This window comes from Bradyrhizobium sp. CCBAU 51627 (assembly GCF_028128765.1).
In the GTDB taxonomy this organism is placed as follows: Bacteria; Pseudomonadota; Alphaproteobacteria; order Rhizobiales; family Xanthobacteraceae; genus Bradyrhizobium.
Genome location: NZ_LBJG01000020.1, coordinates 38,739 through 57,751 on the forward strand (window position 1 = coordinate 38,739; position 19,013 = coordinate 57,751).

Consider the following 19,013-nt stretch of genomic DNA (forward strand, 5'->3'; position numbering starts at 1 on the left):
CGGCGGATTTGCGGTCAGCCCTTGACGGACCCTGTGATGCCGGCGACGTAGTACTCCACGAAGAAGGAATAGATCAGCGCCACCGGCACTGAACCGAGCAGCGCGCCGGCCATCAGCGAGCCCCAGTAGAACACGTCACCTCGGACAAGCTCCGAGGTTATGCCGACGGAAACTGTCTTCTGCTCTGGCGAGGACAGGAAGACGAGGGCATAGATGAACTCGTTCCACGACAAGGTGAACGCGAAGATTCCGGCTGAGAGGATGCCCGGCACGGCGACCGGAAAAACGATGTAGACCATCGCTTGCCAGCGCGTCGCGCCGTCGATGCGCGCGCATTCCTCGAGCTCGCGTGGGATCGCCTTGAAGTAGCCCATCAGCAGCCACGTACAGAACGGGATGAGGAAGGTGGGGTATGTCAGTATGAGCGCCCATGGCGTATCGCCGAGGCGAAAGTTGCGGATGACATCGGCGAGCGGAATGAACAGCAGCGTCTGCGGCACGAGATAGGTGATGAAGATTCCGGTGCCGAGACTGCCGGCGAACGGAAATTTGAGCCGGGAGAGCGCGTAGCCGGCAAGGAGCCCGCAGAAAAGCGAGATCGCGGTGGCAAGCACGGAGATGAAGAAGGTGTTCAGCATCCACCTGCTGAACAGCGTCTCGTCGAGCAGGTATCGGATATGGTCGAGGGTAGGATGGAGGGTCCAGAAGGGCGTGTAGTTCGGCGCCATCCATGGCCGATAGAGCTCGGCGTCCGGCCGCACCGTCGTCACCACCATCCAATAGAATGGGAAGAGCAGCCCGATCACGAACAGCGTGAGCGGGAGATTGAAGAAGATCCAACGTCGCCAGCGCGCGCCCTCGATCATTAGTGTATCTCCACTCGGCGGATATAGAGGAGCTGCACGACGACGACGACCAGCAGCACCGGGAACATGGCGAGCGATATCGCCGCGCCCTGACCCAGCAGACCCGTGCCGACGCCGATCTGATAGGCGTATGTGGCGAAGAGCTGCGTGGCGTTGGCCGGTCCGCCGCCGGTCAACACATAGACGAGCTGGAAATCGGCGAAGGTTTGGATCACTGAGAACAGCACGACGACCATGGTGACCGGCAGCAGCAGCGGCCAGGTGATGTAGCGGAAGCGCTGCCAGGGTCGCGCTCCATCGATCGCCGCCGCCTCGGCCAGCTCCGGGTTGATGGTCTGCAATCCAGCCAACAGGCTGATCGCGTAGAACGGCACGCCGCGCCAGATATTGACGATGATCACCGAGACGAGCGCAAGTCCGGGATCGCTCAGCCAATTGATGCGAGTGCGGATGATACCGAGGTGAAAGAGCGTCCAGTTGATGACGCTGAAGGTCGGATCGAACATCCACTTCCACGCAAAGGTCGAGAGCACGGTCGGGATGATGAATGGCAGCAGGACGAAGGCGCGGGTTACGGCCTTTCCCCTGAAATGGCGGTTGAGCAGCAGAGCAAGCCACAAGCCGAGCGCCAGCTTGAAGACGGTCGTCACCGCCGTGTAGAGGACGGTATTCCAGACTGCGATCCGGAAGATGCTGTCGTTCAGCAGGACTGCGAAGTTCTGCAGTCCGACGAAGTTTCCGGGCACGCCGACCTTGGCGTCGCTCAGGGCCAGCAGCACGCCCTCGATGAAGGGATAGGCCATGAAGAGGCCGAGCAGCACCGCGGTCGGCAGCAGAAGGAAGAAAGCGAACCAGCCCTCGTTCTCGAGAATTCGCGTGACCGGCCCGCGCCGTGGCGCGGCCACGTAGGATTTGGCAGATTTGACGGCGGCAACGGAGTCGACGACCATCGAGCTCATCTCCGGACAACTGCCGGAGCGCTGCGGCCGCGGGCCGCAGCGCCGGGGCGAGCACTAGGCTAGTGCGCCAAGGCAGGCGCTTCAAGCGGCATGGATTCCTGCGACCTCATCGTGCGCCCATTTCACGGCGTCCTGGACCGGCATGCCTTGTATCGCCTTTGCAGTCATGTCGACCACGATGTACTTGCTCAGCACCTCGGCTGCGTGCCGGTCGGCCGGTCCGGCGTAGCCGGGGAAACGTCCGGCCCGCGCCGCCGTCCGGAAGGGCAGCATGACGGGGTCCTTTTCCCAGAGCTTATCCTGCTCCCAAATCGTGGTCGCCCCGACGGAATAGCCCTGCTGCGAATCGAACCATGTTTGATAGACCGGTTTCGAGGTGATCCAGCGCAGGAACTCCTTGCCGGCCTTTGGGTCTTTCACATACTTCATCAGCATGTTCGACATCGGCAGGTGATAGCCGAACTGGCCGGCGACGCCCTTGGGCAGCGGCGCGTGCAGGATGTCCTTCCAGAGCGGGGTGCCGGTTTCGGTAAGATAGACCTCGGGCTTGCGCTTGGCCTCGATATAGATCGAGGCGCCGTTTAACGTGGAGCTGATCGTGCCAGCGAGGAAGGCCCGGTTATTGCTGCTGTCGTCCCAGGCGAGCCCACCATCGTCATAAGCGTCCTTCCAGAAGCCAACGGCGAAGTTGACGGAATCGACCGTCGCCTTGGAGTTCAGCACCACCGTCTTGCCGTCCGCTTCGACCTCCTTGCCGCCCCATGACCAAAGATACGGATAGGCATAAGTCGGCGGATCGCCGAAGCTGTGGCTGACCGCCTGCCCCAGGGGCCGGCCCTTCGCCTTGAGCTTCTTGCCCGCCTCGCGATATTCCTCCCAGGTCTGCGGGAACTTTGGCGCGTCGTAGCCGATCTCCGCGAACCAGGACTTGCGGTATGCCAACTGCGCGCCGAGCACGCACCAGGGGACGGCGATCCATTTCTTGCCGTCATTGGCGACGACGCGTGATTCCTCGTAGAAGCCGCCTTGTGCCTTGCCTATTTCGTCGGCCACGTCGCTCACGTCGACGACGCTTTCGGGGTAGAGCTGCGGCCAGTTGTTGAGGGCGCAGATCACGTCAGGTCCGGTGCCAGACTGAATCGCCGAGGTCGTGCGTGCCTGGATGTCGTTCCCGTTGATCATCTCAATGTTGAGCTTGATGCCAAGCGCCTTTGCGCAATCGGGTATGATCGCGTTGCGGAGCACTTGGTCTGAGGCAGGAACGAAATCGTTCCAGCGCAGCCAGTGAACTGTCGTTCCTTGTGCGTAGGCGGGGGCCTGCTTCAGCGCAAGAATTGACGCTATCCCTCCGGTCCTTGCCGCGACAGCGCCGCCGCCGGAAAGCTTAAGGAGCTTACGCCGACTTATGCGAGCCATGATCTGTCCTCCCTGTTATCTTGTAGGTTGAGTCTCCTTCCCAGACGTGGACGTAACCTGAAAGACTTGGGCGTGAACGACTTCAGATACAAGCGCGCCCGCGCAATTTCCGTGATGGAGGCGCAGAGGACGGAAGCTCGCCCGAGCCGGCGCCAAACCAGGACAGCGTCGGTTCTGCCGGGCGCCCCGCCGCACCATTCAGGCGATCCAGCCGCCGTCCCAGCCCAGCTCCGGAGGAGTCTTGCTCCCTCAAGGCCGGGATACAATCCAGCTTGGCAATCAAGAATTACATTGTAATTTCAACAATATACGTGTTCGTCGATTTATCCTCGGTGGCGCGCCATTGCCTTCCGTTGCGGTACCGCAGCCAGCCTTAGGCCCCCCGCAATAACTTCGACTGGCAGATTGCGCGAAAGGCCCGGTAAAGGCCTGGTCGTCATCGCCGACGTGCCTTCGAAAACAAGGCGCCCTCTTGGGATCAGGACACGCGGCGCACACCTCTCGACGACACACTCGGCTGCCGCGGTCCGGTTCGCCGAAGCGCAGGTGCGGTCGTGTCGCAGATTGAGCATGCCGAAGACGATGCCGCCCCCTTTCTCTGAACAATCGCAACCGTGCAGTCGAGCCGGCTCGCTCTTATGTATCCATCGATACGCACCAGCACGACGATTGCCGCGGCCTTATTCGCCGCATAGGTGCTGATGAAACCAACGACCAGGGAGTTGATCGATGAGGTCTTTTCTGCTGCTGACGGCCAGTGGTCCGTTGCTGGTCCTCACGTCCCACGGAACGCTGCACGATCCGAAGTTCCTGGGCAGGCTCAAAGCCAAGGGAATCGACAAGTTTGTCGCCTTCGATGTGCCGCTTGATCTCGCGAAGGAGCGCTATGGCGGGCATTTCCACGCGGTCGAGAGCGATTTGCACGAAACAGACGACTTGAGGGTCCTCGATTTCAATGGCCAGCGGATCTTTCAGCTGTTTCGTTTCGACGAACTCGGTGCCGCAGTATTGCAAGAGCAAGCCTGATGCGCGCTTGATCGCGCCCGGAAGAGAGCGGCTGGTTGCCGTCAGAAATCCACTGGCGGCATGTTCGGCGCATGCGTCTCGGCCTTCTTCGGCTTTTCGGCGACCAGCGCTTCCGTCGTGATCAGGAGCGCGGCGATGGAGGAGGCATCCTGCAACGCGGTACGCACGACCTTGGCGGGGTCGATCACGCCGGCCTTCACCATGTCCTGATATTCGCCGGTCGCAGCATTGAACCCCCAATTGTAGTTGTCGTTCTCAAGCACCTTGTTGACGACCAGCGAGCCCTCTTCACCCGCGTTCTCCGCGATCTGGCATGCTGGCATCCGCAGCGCGCGACGTACGATCTCGACGCCTGCCTTCTGATCGGCATTGGCCGTCCTCATGCCCTTGAGCGTCTTCTGCGCTCGCAGCAGGGCGACGCCGCCGCCGGGAAGGATGCCTTCCTCGACCGCTGCGCGCGTTGCATGATGCGCGTCGTCGACGCGGTCCTTGCGCTCCTTGACCTCGACCTCGGTTGCGCCGCCGACGCGGATCACCGCGACCCCGCCGACAAGCTTCGCCAAACGCTCCTGGAGTTTCTCGCGGTCGTAGTCAGAGGTGGTCTCCTCGATCTGCACCTTGATCTGCGTCGTGCGCGCTTCAATGTCCTTTTTCGCGCCGGCGCCGTCGACGATGGTCGTGCTCTCCTTATCAACCACGACCTTCTTGGCGCGCCCGAGCATGTCGAGCGTGACATTCTCGAGCTTGATGCCGATATCTTCGGAGATCGCGGTGCCGCCGGTCAGGATCGCAATGTCTTCCAGCATCGCCTTGCGGCGCTCGCCAAAACCCGGCGCCTTCACCGCGGCGACCTTCAAGCCGCCACGCAGCTTGTTGACCAGGAGCGTTGCGAGCGCTTCGCCTTCCACATCCTCCGCGACGATCAGAAGCGGCTTGCCCGATTGCGCCACCGCCTCCAGGAGCGGAAGCAGGGACTGCAGTGCAGACAGCTTCTTCTCGTGGATCAGCAGATAGACGTCCTCAAGCTCGACGCGCATCTTTTCGGCATTGGTGGCGAAATAGGGCGAGATGTAGCCGCGGTCGAACTGCATGCCTTCGACGATTTCGAGCTCGGTGCTGAGGCTCTTTGCCTCCTCCACCGTAATGACGCCCTCATGGCCGACCTTCTTCATGGCGTCGGCAAGGAACTTGCCTATCTCGGCGTCGCCATTCGCCGAGATGGTGGCGACCTGAGCGATCTCCTCGTTAGCCGTCACCTTCCTGGCATGAGACTTCAGGTCATGCACGATCGCGTCCACCGCAAGATCGATGCCGCGCTTGAGGTCCATCGGATTCATGCCTGCGGCGACCGACTTGGCGCCTTCCTTGACGATCGCTTCTGCGAGCACGGTTGCGGTCGTGGTGCCGTCGCCTGCGATATCGCTGGTCCTGGACGCCACCTCGCGCACCATCTGGGCGCCCATGTTCTCGAACCTGTCCTCAAGCTCGATCTCCTTGGCGACGGTGATACCGTCCTTGGTGATACGCGGCGCGCCGAACGATCTTTCGATCACCACATTGCGCCCTTTGGGACCGAGCGTGACCTTGACGGCACTCGCCAGCGTATCAATGCCCCGCAGCATCCGTTCGCGCGCTTCGGTCGCGAATTTCAGATCCTTGGCAACCATGATGCGAACCTCCCTTCACTCCTCCTCTTAAGCTGAGCAAGCGGTCTCAGGTCGCTTCGATTAGGAGCCGGCACCCTTGACCGTCCGTCGGTTACGTCTGGATTATACAGCAATTTCAATTATCTACGAGTTCGCATTTTTGTTCTGATTGGCGCGCCATTTTCCGATTTCTCGTTCTCGCGAAAATCTTGCTGAGGCCGTTCGGGTGATGCGCCGCGCCGAAACGCGCGCCGGGCGTATATCCGTTGCGCGTGGTGGAGCGGCCCCATGTTAACTCCCTCGTGCTAACGTTGCGTCGGCAACACATTTCGCCTTTTCTGTGGTGGAGATGACGGATGCGCGTTGTCGGATGCGTGCGAGTCGCTTAGCGTGACTTGTGGTAGTATCCCGCGTGGCGCGATCGCTGTCAGATGAACACGCTTGGGTCGCTCGGGCAAATGGGAAGGGGCACCCATGCGCGAATGCATCGGGGCTACGACGATTCGACGCCGGGCAGATGACGCGCGGCGCCTCGTCTGGTGATGACCGGGCCTTTGAGTGCCTCGCGGTTTTAGCCCTGACACGTGAGTCGGGAATGACCTTTTCGGGCCTGGCGTGACGTCCCACCGTGTGCACAAGATTCTCAATCGTGCCCGCTAAAGCGCCCGTGTGGCGCGTCGGCCGTCAAGCGCGAAAACTGCGCGTGACCCATATGAAGCAGCGTCTCGTGATCGCCGGCTTCCATATAGATGTCCGGCTGTGCCTCGATGCTGTCGTCGACGATGATTTCGAGCCCGTAGCACTTGCCGACGGCAGGAACCGCACCGTGTACACAGTCGCGGAACAGCTGATTGATCTCGGCTTCATCGGCCATGTGGACATTGTCGCCGAGGTTTGACCTCAGATCCGAAAGGCGGAGGTGATGCGATGCGGGCAAGACCGCCAGCATGTATCCGTCGTCGCGCCGCAACACGATGCCTTTGGCGAGGCGGTCGCCCGAGATGTGGCAAGCCTCAGCCGTTCGAGCGGACGTCATGCTGAGTTCGTGCGGGATCACCTCGTACTGGATGTTTTCAGCGGCTAGGTATTTCTGGAGGGTGGGAGCAATGGCCATGACATGACCTCCGATGCAAGATGCAGATCATCCACCGTAGTGGCTTCCCCGGCAGACTCTCGCCATACGGTGGGCACTCGCTGATTATAGACCCAACATCGTCTTCCATCCGCAATTATATGCGGGTTCGCAGTTTTATTCAGCATGGCGCGTCATGTTCCATGATATGATGCAGTGCGGCTTTGCTTCGAGAGCGCGATGCCGCATGACGACTGACTGGCAGCGCTAGCTGTATCGGCCGATCTGGCGGCTGTGCGCCTGTTCCGCGCTGCCGGTTCTGACACACCCGTGTCCTCGCCTCGAGGTGCTAATCCGGAATCGAGCGGGCGGGCGTCTCTCATTTCCGCTATAATGGCACCATGACGATCCGGATTGCCGGACCCAAACGAAAGATACCAAGGCAAAGTGCCGCGGTCAGGCTCCTCGTTGCGGCCGCCGTCATCGGGACTTGCCTCATCCTGCTCGCGCTCGCGAGCGACCTCCTGGTCGACTGGCTGTGGTTTTCCTCGATCGGTTATCTCCAGGTTTTCTGGACGACAATCGGCACTGAACTCGTTGTATTTCTTGCAGTCTGGACCGGGACCACCGTCGTCCTTTGGTTGAACGGATGGCTCGCATTGCACTTTGCCGGACGGCACCCGACGCAGCCAGCCGCCGCTCCGCCGTGGAGTGCTGCGGGCAACGCGCCGCCGGATCTGCTTGCGCTTGTGCGCGATCAACTGTCGTGGCCCTGGTTGATTACAGGCGGTGTGGTCTTGCTCGCTCTTCTTGTCGCCGCGGCCGAAGCCGGCAACTGGGGCGTCTTCCTGCGATTTGTCTATCAGGTGCCATACGGCGCGGACGATCCGCTCTACAACAAGGATATCGGCTTCTACCTGTTCTCGCTGCCCGCCTATCTCATCATCAAGAACTGGATGATGCTCGTACTCGTCCTGAGCGGGCTTTTCGCTGCGGCGATCTACTGGATGCATGGCGACATCGAATACGACGCTCATCGCCGGTCAATGTCGCCGGCAGCGATCGCTCACGGCTCCGCCCTGCTTGGTTTTCTGTTCGCGACAAAAGCCTGGTCCTATGGTCTCGACCGCTATCTGCTGCTCTACGGCGACAACGGCGTCGTCGTCGGCGCAAGTTACACCGACGTGCATGTAGGGCTGCCGGCGTTGTGGCTGATGATCGGACTTTCCATCATCGCGGCGCTTGTCGCCTGGGCGAACATCTCCGTTCGCACTTACCGGCTTCCGGTCGTGGCGATCGCGCTCGTTAGCGTCGGCGTGTTCGTGCTGTCCGGCGTCGTCCCTGGGCTGTTCCGGCAGTTCTTCGTCAAGCCAAGCGAGCTGGAACTGGAGAGGCCCTACCTTGAATACAACATCGCGCTCACCCGGCAGGCCTATAATCTCGATCAGATCACAGCCAAGCCGTTTGCCGCCGAGCAGAAGCTGACCCCCGAGGTGCTCGACGCCAACAAGGCGACCATTGAGAATATCAGGCTGTGGGACTGGCTGCCTCTGTCGGATACCTACGCGCAATTGCAGGAAATCCGCACCTACTACAAATTCCACGACCTCGACGTCGATCGTTACTGGCTCGACGGCTCCTACCAGAGCGTGATGCTCTCGGCCCGCGAACTGCGCTCCTCGCTGCTGCCGCCGAACGCCCAGACCTGGGTCAATCGCCACGTGCTGTTCACCCACGGCAATGGCGCGGTGATGAGTCCGGTCACACGCAAGAGTGCCGAAGGACTGCCGCTGTTCTATCTGCGGGACATCCCTCCCGTCGCAGACGTCGGTCCCAGGATCGACGAGCCGCGCATCTACTTCGGCGAGCAGACCGACGACTACGTCATCGTCAAGGGCTCCACGCCGGAGTTCGATTACCCGAAGGGGAAGGAGAACGCCTACGCGACCTATGCCGGCGCAGGCGGCATTCCGATCGGAGGAATGGCCACGCGAACGCTGTTTGCCTACTATTTCAACGACCCGAACCTCATTCTTTCAGACTACATCACGAGCAACAGCCGGATCATGATCCGGCGCAATATCCAGGAGCGGGTCAGCGCGATCGCTCCGTTCCTGAAGCTCGATCATGATCCCTATCTGGTCGTCAGCAATGGGCGCCTGTTCTGGATACAGGACGTCTACACGACGAACGCCCATTTCCCGTATGCACAGCCCGCACAGGGTCTCGATCTCAACTACATTCGCAATTCGGCGAAGGTCGTCGTCGATGCCTATAATGGGACTGTCGACTTCTACCTGATTGATTCCCGCGACCCGATTGCGGCGACCTACCAGCGCATCTTTCCGAGCCTGTTCAAGCCGTTCACGACGATGCCGCCGGATTTGCGCAAGCACGTTCGCTATCCGGAAGACCTGTTCCTGATCCAGGCCCGGCTGTACCAAGCCTATCACATGGAGTCGGCCGACGTTTTCTACAACCGCGAGGATCTCTGGCAATTCCCGCGTCAGCCGGGCGGCGACGGCATCTCGACCATGACCCCCTATTACATCATCATGCGGTTGCCCGGCGAAGCGCAGGCTGAGTTCTTCCTCATGCTTCCCATGGTTCCGAGCCGCCGCGACAACATGATCGCGTGGCTCGCCGCTCGTTGCGACGCGCCCGACTACGGCAAATTGATCGTCTACGAGTTCCCGAAGGACAAGCTCGTCTACGGGCCGTTCCAGATCGAGGCGAGGATCAATCAGACTACCGAGATCTCGCAACAGCTCACGCTATGGAATCAAATGGGCTCGCGGGTGATCCGCGGCGCGAATTTGCTTGCGATTCCGATCGACAACTCGATCCTTTATGTGTCGCCACTTTATTTGCGGGCGGAGCACGGACACCTGCCGGAGCTGAAGCGCGTGATCGCAGCTTATGGTGAGCGCGTCGTGATGAAGGAAACGCTCGCCGAGGCGTTGTCGGCTCTGTTCACGGAATCCGGTTCGGCGCCGGTCGCCTCGAGCAGGACGGGGGAAGCGCCCCTGGCAAGCCGTACCGAAAATCAGTCCAGGGAGGCGCTTGATCGCTACAACCAGGCAGTGGAGCGATTGAAGGCAGGGGATTGGAAAGGCTTCGGCACGCAATTCGATGCGATGCGCGAGCTCCTGGAGGGCATGAACCGACGCCCCGTCGGCCAATAACGCCTCCCGCTTTCCGCATCCTTACATCCTCTACCGGCCGAGGCATGGAAACGATGGGCGCGGGTGAACGCATTAGCGCCGACGCTACTCCGGAAGCGGTTGGCGGGTTGTTCTCAAGCTGTAATTGTCAGTCGCCCATCGAGCGTCTGCTTGCCGGACATCGTTCTGCTCTCGTGATGAAAGTTCATTCGTTACACCTCAGCAGACGATCAAGCATCCGCCGCCCAATCGATGGGAGAACTTGATTTTCGCGAGAATTCATGTTCTTCGCGGGTGGCTTGCGAGGGAGACGGCTGTCCCACACTTTGGTGAGCCTATGTCATTGGCAATCAACATCCGAGCCGACAACGATCCGGCAGGCGAGATCGAGCGGTTGTGGGATCAGGTCGGCGCGTTCGAGGCCAAGCCATCGATGCGTGCGCTCGGCTACCGTCCGCATTTCACATTTGCGATCTACGACGGGCCTGCGGTCGACCAACAGGTCGCGTGGAACGCCATGCTGGCAGCCGTGGCTGGCGAAACGCAGCTGCGCATCGAATTCAGGCGAATTCGCTGGTTCGAAGGCTCTCCGCTTGTGCTCTGGGCGGAGCCGGTGGTCGACAGGGCGCTGGCCCGCATCCACAGCGCCGTCAGCGCCGCAATCGATCCGGCCCATTGTCGTCCTCACTACCGCCCCGGCGCATGGATTCCGCATTGTACGCTCGGCACCGCCGTCGCCGGCGAACGGTGCGGTGATGCCATTGCCTATGCACGAGGGTTCGATCGCAGCTTCGAAGTGACCTTCGATACAGTCGATTGCGTTTCCTTTCCGCCGGTGCGGATCCTCGCAGAGCGGCGGTTACCGTCGTGATCGACAATCGCTTCGCTGGCGGCAGACGATGGAAGTCATGACAACAGGTTCGCAATGCGGCGAACCCGGGAAGCGTGCAGTCGTCGACATGGTCGCCTCCAAAATGAAAATGCGCGCACCCGATAGCTTGGACGTGGCCGAGATGCAACCGGGGACTGCATCCCACCTGCGCGTCCGCCGTGATGCGTGCAGCAATCTGCATACTTCGTCGGCTTCAGTGGCGGTGGTGGTTCATCAAAAAATCTGCCTTGATGCGCGCCGGGACGGTTGAGCGATGCGGCCGGTCTCTGCCTCCGAAGTAGCTGCCGGACCTTTGGAGACTTTGGAAATAGCTTGGCGGAGTGACGATATGAGCGGTTTGGTGATCTCTGGCGGCCGGGTGGTGGATCCGGCGAGCGGCATGGACGCCGCTGGCGACGTGGCGGTGGTCGACGGCAAGATCGCCGCCGTCGGCGCCTCGCTGGGCGGCGCCGAGCGCGTGATCGATGCGACCGGGCTCGTGGTCGCGCCCGGCTTTATCGATCTGCACGCACACGGCCAATCCATTCCCGCTGACCGCATGCAGGCCTTTGACGGCGTAACGACGACGCTCGACCTCGAGGCCGGCGTGCTGCCGGTCGCGTCCTGGTATGAGCGTCAGGCCAGGAAAGGCCGCGTGCTGAACTACGGCGCCGCCACCAATTGGGCCTTCGCGCGCATCGGCGCGATGACGGGCTCCAATGCCGAGAGTTCGCTGGAGGCGTTCGGCAATGCCATGCGCGACCGCCGCTGGATGGACAACGTCGCGACCGATACGGAGGTCGCCGGCATCCTCGAGCGCCTGGCGCGCGGACTGAACGAGGGCGGCATCGGCATCGGCATCCTCAACGCCTATGCGCCGGGAGCCGGCGTGCAGGAGCTGACCGCGGTATGCCAGCTCGCGGCCAGGCAGAACGTGCCGACCTTCACCCACGTCGCCTACATGTCGCGCATCGACCCGGAAAGCGCCGCGGAGGCCTATATCCGCCTGATCGGCTATGCCGGCGCCACCGGCGCACATATGCACATTTGCCATTTCAACTCCTCGAGCAAGACCGACGTCGAACGCTGCCGCGTGCTGGTCGAGAAGGCGCAGGCGCAAGGGCTTCCCATCACGGTCGAGGCCTACCCTTACGGCACCGGCTCGACGGTGCTGGCGGCGGCGTTCTTCAGCGATCCCCAGTTCGTCGAGCGCAACGGCACCGGTTATGATTCCGTGCAGCGCGTGACCGACGGCTATCGCTTTCACGACCGCGAGGAGCTCTTGAAGGCGCAGGCCGAGGAGCCATCCTCGCTGGTGCTCTGGCACATCCTCGATACCGAGAACAATGCGCATCATCGCGACCTTCTCGACATGTCGGTGCTCTATCCCGGCGGCGCGATCGCGTCCGACGCGATGCCATGGACCCTGTCGGACGGCACCACCTACAAGGGTGATGCCTGGCCGCTGCCTGATGACGCCACCTCGCATCCGCGCTCGGCCGGCTGCTTCACGAAGTTCATCCGCGAATGGGTGCGCGAGCGCAAAGCGGTGTCGCTGCTCGAAGGCGTGCGCAAATGCGCCCTGATCCCCGCAGACATCCTGTCGCAAAGCACGCCCGCGATGCGCGCCAAGGGCCGGCTCGCCAAGGACGCCGATGCCGACATCGTCGTGTTCGACTATGAGAAGCTTTCGGACCGCGCGACGTTCGCGGCGATGAACCGCCCGTCGGAAGGCGTGCGGCATCTCGTCGTCAGCGGTCAGGTACTGATCAGCGACGGCGTGCTCGACGTCGCGGCACGGCCCGGCCGCCCCGTACGCCGCCCGGTCGTCGGAGGATGACCATGCCGGTCCCCATTCTCCTGGTGACGGGCTTTCTGGGGGCGGGCAAGACCACGGTCGTCAACCATCTGCTGGCAAACGCGGACGGGCGGCGGATCGCCGCTGTCGTCAACGATTTCGGCGCGATCAACATCGATGCCGAGTTGATCGCGGGCGCGAGCGACGGAGTGGTGAGCCTCAGTAACGGCTGCATCTGCTGCTCGCTTGAAGGTGATCTGCTGCGCACGCTCGCGACGCTGCTGCGGCGTGATCCGAAGCCTGACACCATCGTCATCGAGACCTCCGGTGTCGCCGATCCCGCCGATATCGTCCGCAACCTGATGGATCCCGTGATCCTGCGCGAGGCGCCGCTGGAAACCGTGCTCTGCGTGCTGGACGCCGCGACGCCGCCGGCGGCGCTCAACGATGCGCTTCAGCGTTCGCAGCTGCGCGTCGCCGACATCGTGGCATTGAGCAAGCTGGACCTGGCGGGCGAAGGCGCCGGTGTGCGCATCCGCGAGGCCATCCGCGCGCAGCGCGTTGCCGCCGTGGTGGTCGATGCGAAGCAGGGCGGGATTCCGTCCGCGCTGCTGTTTCCCGCAAGCGATCGCGCGCCCGCGCCGCGCCAACCGGGGCCGAAACGCCCGGCAGAAGATCGCTTCGAGACGTTGAGCTGGACCTCCGACCGGCCGCTCTCGCTGCCGCGGCTGCAGCAGGCGATCGGCAAGCTGGCGCCGAAACTCGCGCGCGCGAAAGGTTTGTTCGAGACAATCGAGCAGCCCGGCCGCCAGATGGTGTTCCAGTTCGCCGGCGGCCGCGCGACGCTTGCGCCGGGCGAAGCGCCCGCACCGGGCGTGCCCCGCGCGCGAATCGTCTTCATCGCCGAACTCGGCGTGCTCTCCAAGCCGGAGATCGACGCGCTGATGGACGGCTGTGTTGCTCCAGGTTGACGTGCCGCGATAGAGTCGATCGCGTCCAATGTCGGCCGCTTGTTGTCTTGCCGTGTCGATCCGAGGCCAGAGATGTCCCTGAATACCTCATCCGCCCCCACTGACGCAGCCTCGCGCCGCGCGGCCAAGCCGGTCATCGTCTATCCGGCCGGGTCGATGCCAGGGCCTGACATGGCCACGCTCGAATCCGCGCGGCAGACGCTGGTCAAGACGCACGAGCTCATCGTGCCGCCTCGCGATGCACGAGCCTTTCGTGTGGCGCGCGGCCAGTTTGTCCGCATCGTCAGCATTGACGGCCCCCAGGTCGGCGATCTCAATCTCTGGAACGCAGCCGATCTCGCCGAGCACTTCTTCAGCGGCAAGACGCGGGCGCTCCACGGCACGCATGTTGGCCTCGGTAACAGGCTCTGGAGCACGATGCCTTATCTCCGGCCCATGGCGACCATCAGCCACGATACGCTCGGCTGGTACGGTTTCGACGCCGATGGCGCCGGCATTCATGATGTCATCGGCACCCGCTGCGATCCCTATACCAATCTCCTGTTGAACGGCACGACTTACGATTTCTGCTGTCACTCCAACCTGTCCCGCGCGCTCGCCGCCGAATTGAAGCTCGATCCCGCTGCAGTGGAGCATCACGTCCACGATGTGCTCAATGTCTTCATGTGCACCGGCTTCACGCGGGACACGCATCAGTATTTCATGAAGGCAAGTCCGGTCCGCCCCGGCGACTTCATCGAGTTCTTCGCGGAGATCGACCTGCTCGGAGCGTTGTCGGCCTGTCCCGGTGGGGACTGCAGCGCAACCCATTCCAGCGATGCCGCGGCGTGCCATCCGCTCAAGATCGAAATCTTCGAGCCGGATCGAACGACGCTGAAGGACTGGACCTGGCCGATGCCGAGTGCGTATCACCGTCACCACGGCGTCGATGCATGAAGCTGGGTCTTAATCCTCCACCGGTATCCCGTCCCCGTGCACATACCACGCTGCGCGTGACGTCCACTGCACATGCCGGTCGGGCGTCGCGCCCAGCGGCTCGTCGAAGGCGCCGGCATGGATGATCGCCTCGCGCCCGCTGCGCGTCAGATGTGGCATCGGGCTGCCGCACGTCTTGCAGAATGCGGAGGCAAAGCTTTTCGCATTCGGCAAATCGAAGCGCGCCACCAATTCTTCGCCGCGGAGCCAGCGCAGTGCGCCCGCCTTGACGATCACCTCACATGAATGAGCCGTGCCGGTGGCCTTGCGGCAGCGCGAACAATGGCAGTTGAGGAAACGGTCGAACGGAGCCTCGACCTCGAAGGCGACATCGCCGCACAAGCAGCTTCCCCGGAATACGGTCATGTCATTCCCCTTCGGCAATTCTCAAGAAGGTGACAGATCCTCGACGCTCACGCAAATTGCGCGAGGCCGTGTCCGACGGACCAGTTTTCCGCGGAGGCATCGAGTACGTTGACGAACACATCTTCGGGCCGGATGCCGGGATTCTCGCCGAGCAGATCTGCGATCCTTCGATGCAACGCCCTCTTCTGCTCGGGCGTTCGCGAAGCAAACACGGTGATCTGATTTGCCGGAGCGGCGAACCCCAATGCTTAAAGCTTTGCTAAGGAGGCCGGGATAAAATGGCATATCAACCCCGCTCAATTCTTGCGAGCCCCGATGATTTTCTCCCGCATCAGTTTCAAGCTGGTCCTCATTGTCGGCATCAGCCTCCTCGGCATGATCGCGCTCGTACCGATCGCGCTGTCGACCCTGCGCAGCCAGATGGTCGCCGACCGCCAGGCCAAGACGCAGCACATGGTCGATGTCGGCTACGGCATCCTGGCGCACTATCAGAAGCTCGAGAGCGACGGGAAACTCTCGCGCGAGCAGGCACAGGCGGCCGCGATGGCGGAAATCAAGAGTCTGCGCTACGACAAGGTCGAGTATTTCTGGATCAACGACATGACCCCGAAGATGGTCATGCACCCGATCAAGCCCGAGCTTGACGGCAAGGATCTCGCCGGGATGAAGGATCCCTCGGGCAATGCGCTGTTCCTCGGCTTCGTCGACGTCGTCAGGAAACGGGGCGGGGGCTTCTACAGCTACCTCTGGCCCAAGCCCGGCTTCGAGCAGCCGGTCGGGAAAATCTCCTATGTGAAGGGCTTTGCGCCCTGGGGCTGGATCATCGGCACCGGCATCTATCTCGACGACGTCGACGCCGTCTTCCGCCAGGACGCGATGACGTTCGGCCTCGTGTGCCTCGCGGTGTTCGTGCTCGTGCTCGGCGCCTCCTTCGCGATCGGCCGCAGCGTGACCCGGCCGCTCGCGACGATCACCGGATTGACCGAGCGCCTCGCCGCCGGCGACAGCGCATTCGAGGTACCCTACACCAGCCGTCGCGACGAGGTCGGCGGGCTTGCCAAGGCGCTGGCGGTGTTCAAGGACAATGCCGCGGCCGTCGGCCGGATGCACGCCGAGCAGCAGGAGGCAAAGCAGCAGGCCGACGACGAGAAGCGCAAGACGATGGCCGATCTCGCCGGCAAGTTCGAGGCAAGCGTTCAGGCCGTGGTTCGCGACGTTTTCAATGAAGCTCGGGCGATGCAGCGGGCCGCGCAGGGCATGTCGGAGACCGCGAACAAGGCGAGCGACCGCGCCAGCTTCGTCGCCACCGCGTGCCAGCAGGCATCGAACAACGTGCAGATGGTCGCGTCCGCTGCCGGGCAGTTGTCGGCCTCGATCACCGAGATCAGCCAGCGCGTCGCGCAGGCGGCAACCGTCGCCGACAAGGCCGCCGCCGACGGCCAGCGCACCAACGACACCGTGCAGGGCCTGGCCGCGGCCGCCCACAAGATCGGCGAGGTCATCGACCTCATCAACCAGATCGCCTCGCAGACCAACCTGCTCGCGCTCAACGCCACCATCGAAGCCGCGCGTGCCGGCGAGGCCGGCAAGGGGTTTGCCGTGGTCGCGAGCGAGGTGAAGTCGCTGGCGAGCCAGACCGCCAAGGCCACCGACGAGATCGGCGCGCAGATTACCGCGATCCAGGCCGAGACCAATCAGGTCGTCGGCAACATCGAGAGCATCCGCGCCACCATCATGGAGGTCAACGAGATCTCCGCGTCGATCGCGGCCGCAGTCGAAGAGCAGGGCGCCGCGACGCAGGCCATTGCCCACAGCGTGCAGGAAGCCGCCTCCGGCACCGACCAGGTCTCGCAAAACATCTCCGGCGTCACCGACGCCACCGCGGAGACCGGACAGGTCGCCGGCCTCGTGCTGCAATCGAGCGGCCGGCTGGCTGAGAAGCTGCAATCGCTGGAGAACGAGGTCAGCGCGTTCGTGGCCGGCGTGCGGGCGGCCTGACGCGCAAGCCGTCTCGCCGTTTTTCCGCGTCACGGTATCGCCCGTGATGCGGACGAACTGTTTGTCTTGACATGACGTTCGTCGTGCTCGACGTGTAATGACGTCGGTCGAAGGCACATCTGTGCCCGAAAAGAAAAGCACGCGGGAAAGACGCCATGAGTGCAGACCTCAACGAGAAGGACTACCTCGCCACCTTGCACGGCCTGTGGGAGAAGGCGTGGCCAAAGGGCATGCCGCGCTCGGCGAATTATCTGCATGGCGAAGTTCCGCTGACGGAATATCTGCGCGCCTGGGCCAAGCAGAGCCCCGCGCGCCCCGCGGTGATCTTCTACGGTCACGTCACGACCTATGCCGAGCTTGACCAGCAGAGCGACCGTTTTGCCGCGCTGTTGCAGGCCAAGGGCGTACGCAGGGGCGATCGCGTCGCGGTCTTTCTGCCGAACTCCCCGCAATTCCACATCGTGTTCTTCGGCATCCTGAAGCTCGGCGCGGTCCATGTGCCCGTGAGCCCGCTGTCGCGCGCGTTCGAGCTGTCTTACGAGCTCAACGACACCCAGGCCGAGGTGATCGTGGCGCTCGACCAGCTCATTCCCGTGGTCGAACAGGTGCGGGGCGAAGTCAGTCTGCGCGAGATCATCGTGACGAGCTTCGCCGATGTCGTCCCGGCGATGCCGGCGTTTCCGACGCCGGACTCGATCCGTACGCCGCGCATCACGATTTCAGGCGCGACCGACCTGTTGCCCGCGCTCGCCGCAATGCCAGCGCCTGTGCCGCTGCCGCCGCCCGGCCTCGATGAGGTCGCCGCGCTCAACTACACCGGCGGCACCACCGGCATGCCGAAGGGCTGCGTCCATACCCATCGCGACATGGTCTATACGGCCGCCGCCAATTACGGCATCTCGGTGCTATCAGACGAGAGCAGCGTGTTCCTGTCGTTCTTCCCCGAGTTCTGGATTGCGGGCGAGAATTTCGGCCTGATTTTTCCGCTGTTCTCCGGCGGGACGCTGGTGCTGCTGGCGCGCTGGGACGCCGTCGGCGCGATGGCTGCAATCGACAAATACAAGGTCTCGATCACGGCCATGCCGGTTGATGGCGCGGTCGAGCTGATGGACCACCCGCGCTGGAGCGAGTTCGACCTGTCGTCGCTTAAACAGGTGCGCGTCGTCTCCTTCGTCAAGAAGCTCAATGCCGACTACCGCAAGCGCTGGAAGGATCTCACGGGCACCATCCTGATGGAGGCGGCCTGGGGCATGACCGAGACTCACACCTCCAACACGTTCACATCAGGTTTCCAGGACGACGATTTCGATCTCAACAGCCAGCCGATCTTCGTCGGCCTGCCGGTCCCCGGCGCCGAGTTCAAGATCACCGATTTCGAGACCGGTGAACTTTTGCCGCTCGGTGCCGAAGGCGAGATCCGCGTGCGGACGCCGTCGTTGCTCAAGAGCTACTGGAACAAGGCGGAGGCGACCGCGGAGTCGCTCGTTGATGGTTGGCTGCGCACCGGCGACATCGGCACCATCGACAAGGACGGTTTCCTGCACTTCCTCGGCCGTCGCAAGGAGATGCTGAAGGTCAAGGGCATGAGCGTGTTTCCGCCGGAGATCGAGGCGCTGCTGGGGCAGCATCCGAAGGTGCTGGGCTCCGGCGTGGTCGGCCGCGACGATCCTGACAGGGGGCAGGTGCCTGTGGCCTATATCCAGCTCAAGCCGGAGGCGGTCGGCACCATCTCCGAAGACATTCGCGCCTGGTGCGCCGAGCGCATGGCCGTCTACAAGGTGCCGGAAGTGCGCATCATCGACGCGCTGCCGCTGACGGCCACCGGCAAGGTGAAGAAGCAGGACCTCAATCCCAACCAGCCTGCCGCAGTCTGAGTGAGAGAGAC

15 protein-coding genes and 1 pseudogene are annotated in these 19,013 nt (G+C 62.6%); 9 read left to right on the forward strand and 7 right to left on the reverse strand.

The window, feature by feature from the left end:
• Positions 1–14: 14 nt before the first annotated feature.
• The 3 genes from XH88_RS10475 to XH88_RS10485 form a co-directional block, all read right to left on the reverse strand.
• The gene (locus XH88_RS10475) at positions 15–866 is read right to left on the reverse strand and encodes a carbohydrate ABC transporter permease (protein ID WP_271615281.1); all 852 of its coding nucleotides are present in this window, start codon (positions 864–866) and stop codon (positions 15–17) included.
• On the reverse strand, positions 866–1,816 hold the full coding sequence (locus XH88_RS10480; RefSeq protein WP_271615282.1) for a carbohydrate ABC transporter permease: 951 nt from the start codon (positions 1,814–1,816) through the stop codon (positions 866–868). Before XH88_RS10480 ends, XH88_RS10475 begins: the two co-directional genes overlap by 1 nt.
• 90 nt (positions 1,817–1,906) lie before the next feature.
• Positions 1,907–3,241 carry an ABC transporter substrate-binding protein gene (locus XH88_RS10485; protein WP_271615283.1) on the reverse strand — a complete coding sequence of 445 codons (1,335 nt, stop codon included), beginning with the start codon at positions 3,239–3,241 and terminating at the stop codon, positions 1,907–1,909.
• A 729-nt stretch (positions 3,242–3,970) separates the two neighbouring features.
• Between XH88_RS10485 and XH88_RS10490 the strand changes: the two genes are divergently transcribed.
• A complete protein-coding gene (locus tag XH88_RS10490) occupies positions 3,971–4,267 on the forward strand; it encodes a cytosolic protein (protein WP_271615284.1) in 297 nt (98 codons plus the stop codon).
• 41 nt (positions 4,268–4,308) lie between these two features.
• Here the strand turns inward: XH88_RS10490 and groL are convergent, their stop codons facing one another.
• Positions 4,309–5,934 (reverse strand): chaperonin GroEL, encoded by a 1,626-nt coding sequence (gene groL, locus XH88_RS10495; protein WP_271615285.1) that lies wholly within the window; start codon positions 5,932–5,934, stop codon positions 4,309–4,311.
• A 622-nt stretch (positions 5,935–6,556) separates the two neighbouring features.
• Positions 6,557–7,027: an aminoacyl-tRNA deacylase gene (locus XH88_RS10500; protein ID WP_271615286.1), complete on the reverse strand. Its 471-nt coding sequence runs from the start codon at positions 7,025–7,027 to the stop codon at positions 6,557–6,559.
• 359 nt (positions 7,028–7,386) lie between these two features.
• Between XH88_RS10500 and XH88_RS10505 the strand changes: the two genes are divergently transcribed.
• The 6 genes from XH88_RS10505 to XH88_RS10530 all read left to right on the forward strand — a co-directional run bounded on the left by XH88_RS10505 (position 7,387) and on the right by XH88_RS10530 (position 14,725).
• Entirely contained in the window at positions 7,387–10,170 is a 2,784-nt protein-coding gene (locus tag XH88_RS10505) for a UPF0182 family membrane protein (RefSeq protein WP_271615287.1), read from the forward strand.
• A gap of 124 nt (positions 10,171–10,294) precedes the next feature.
• Positions 10,295–11,020: a 2'-5' RNA ligase family protein gene (locus XH88_RS10510; RefSeq protein WP_271615288.1), complete on the forward strand. Its 726-nt coding sequence runs from the start codon at positions 10,295–10,297 to the stop codon at positions 11,018–11,020.
• A gap of 28 nt (positions 11,021–11,048) precedes the next feature.
• Positions 11,049–11,291 (forward strand): hypothetical protein, encoded by a 243-nt coding sequence (locus XH88_RS10515; RefSeq protein ID WP_271615289.1) that lies wholly within the window; start codon positions 11,049–11,051, stop codon positions 11,289–11,291.
• 78 nt (positions 11,292–11,369) lie between these two features.
• Positions 11,370–12,860, forward strand: coding sequence for an amidohydrolase family protein (locus XH88_RS10520; RefSeq protein WP_442868434.1), 1,491 nt, complete (start codon positions 11,370–11,372; stop codon positions 12,858–12,860).
• 2 nt (positions 12,861–12,862) lie between these two features.
• Positions 12,863–13,789 (forward strand): CobW family GTP-binding protein, encoded by a 927-nt coding sequence (locus XH88_RS10525; RefSeq protein ID WP_271615291.1) that lies wholly within the window; start codon positions 12,863–12,865, stop codon positions 13,787–13,789.
• Positions 13,790–13,861: 72 nt separating this feature from the next.
• Positions 13,862–14,725, forward strand: a complete 864-nt coding sequence (locus tag XH88_RS10530) for an urea carboxylase-associated family protein (RefSeq protein WP_271615292.1) — start codon at positions 13,862–13,864, stop codon at positions 14,723–14,725.
• 9 nt (positions 14,726–14,734) lie between these two features.
• Here the strand turns inward: XH88_RS10530 and XH88_RS10535 are convergent, their stop codons facing one another.
• Positions 14,735–15,130 (reverse strand): GFA family protein, encoded by a 396-nt coding sequence (locus XH88_RS10535; RefSeq protein WP_271615293.1) that lies wholly within the window; start codon positions 15,128–15,130, stop codon positions 14,735–14,737.
• Between the two features lie 47 nt (positions 15,131–15,177).
• Positions 15,178–15,351 (reverse strand): annotated as a pseudogene (locus XH88_RS10540) (tautomerase family protein); the annotation flags it as partial.
• Between the two features lie 94 nt (positions 15,352–15,445).
• On the opposite strand from XH88_RS10540, the gene XH88_RS10545 reads away from it, so the two are divergent.
• Entirely contained in the window at positions 15,446–17,128 is a 1,683-nt protein-coding gene (locus tag XH88_RS10545; protein WP_271615294.1) for a methyl-accepting chemotaxis protein, read from the forward strand.
• Positions 17,129–17,283: 155 nt separating this feature from the next.
• On the forward strand, positions 17,284–19,002 hold the full coding sequence (locus tag XH88_RS10550; RefSeq protein WP_271615295.1) for an AMP-binding protein: 1,719 nt from the start codon (positions 17,284–17,286) through the stop codon (positions 19,000–19,002).
• Positions 19,003–19,013: the final 11 nt, after the last annotated feature.

What these genes read in the sequence shown, in the direction of transcription:
- XH88_RS10475 (WP_271615281.1), bottom strand. Translation starts at nt 866, where the DNA reads ATGATCGAGGGCGCGCGCTGGCGACGTTGGATCTTCTTCAATCTCCCG.
- XH88_RS10480 (WP_271615282.1), bottom strand. Translation starts at nt 1,816, where the DNA reads ATGGTCGTCGACTCCGTTGCCGCCGTCAAATCTGCCAAATCCTACGTG.
- XH88_RS10485 (WP_271615283.1), bottom strand. Translation starts at nt 3,241, where the DNA reads ATGGCTCGCATAAGTCGGCGTAAGCTCCTTAAGCTTTCCGGCGGCGGC.
- XH88_RS10490 (WP_271615284.1), top strand. Translation starts at nt 3,971, where the DNA reads ATGAGGTCTTTTCTGCTGCTGACGGCCAGTGGTCCGTTGCTGGTCCTC.
- groL (WP_271615285.1), bottom strand. Translation starts at nt 5,934, where the DNA reads ATGGTTGCCAAGGATCTGAAATTCGCGACCGAAGCGCGCGAACGGATG.
- XH88_RS10500 (WP_271615286.1), bottom strand. Translation starts at nt 7,027, where the DNA reads ATGGCCATTGCTCCCACCCTCCAGAAATACCTAGCCGCTGAAAACATC.
- XH88_RS10505 (WP_271615287.1), top strand. Translation starts at nt 7,387, where the DNA reads ATGACGATCCGGATTGCCGGACCCAAACGAAAGATACCAAGGCAAAGT.
- XH88_RS10515 (WP_271615289.1), top strand. Translation starts at nt 11,049, where the DNA reads ATGGAAGTCATGACAACAGGTTCGCAATGCGGCGAACCCGGGAAGCGT.
- XH88_RS10520 (WP_442868434.1), top strand. Translation starts at nt 11,370, where the DNA reads ATGAGCGGTTTGGTGATCTCTGGCGGCCGGGTGGTGGATCCGGCGAGC.
- XH88_RS10525 (WP_271615291.1), top strand. Translation starts at nt 12,863, where the DNA reads ATGCCGGTCCCCATTCTCCTGGTGACGGGCTTTCTGGGGGCGGGCAAG.
- XH88_RS10530 (WP_271615292.1), top strand. Translation starts at nt 13,862, where the DNA reads ATGTCCCTGAATACCTCATCCGCCCCCACTGACGCAGCCTCGCGCCGC.
- XH88_RS10535 (WP_271615293.1), bottom strand. Translation starts at nt 15,130, where the DNA reads ATGACCGTATTCCGGGGAAGCTGCTTGTGCGGCGATGTCGCCTTCGAG.
- XH88_RS10545 (WP_271615294.1), top strand. Translation starts at nt 15,446, where the DNA reads ATGATTTTCTCCCGCATCAGTTTCAAGCTGGTCCTCATTGTCGGCATC.
- XH88_RS10550 (WP_271615295.1), top strand. Translation starts at nt 17,284, where the DNA reads ATGAGTGCAGACCTCAACGAGAAGGACTACCTCGCCACCTTGCACGGC.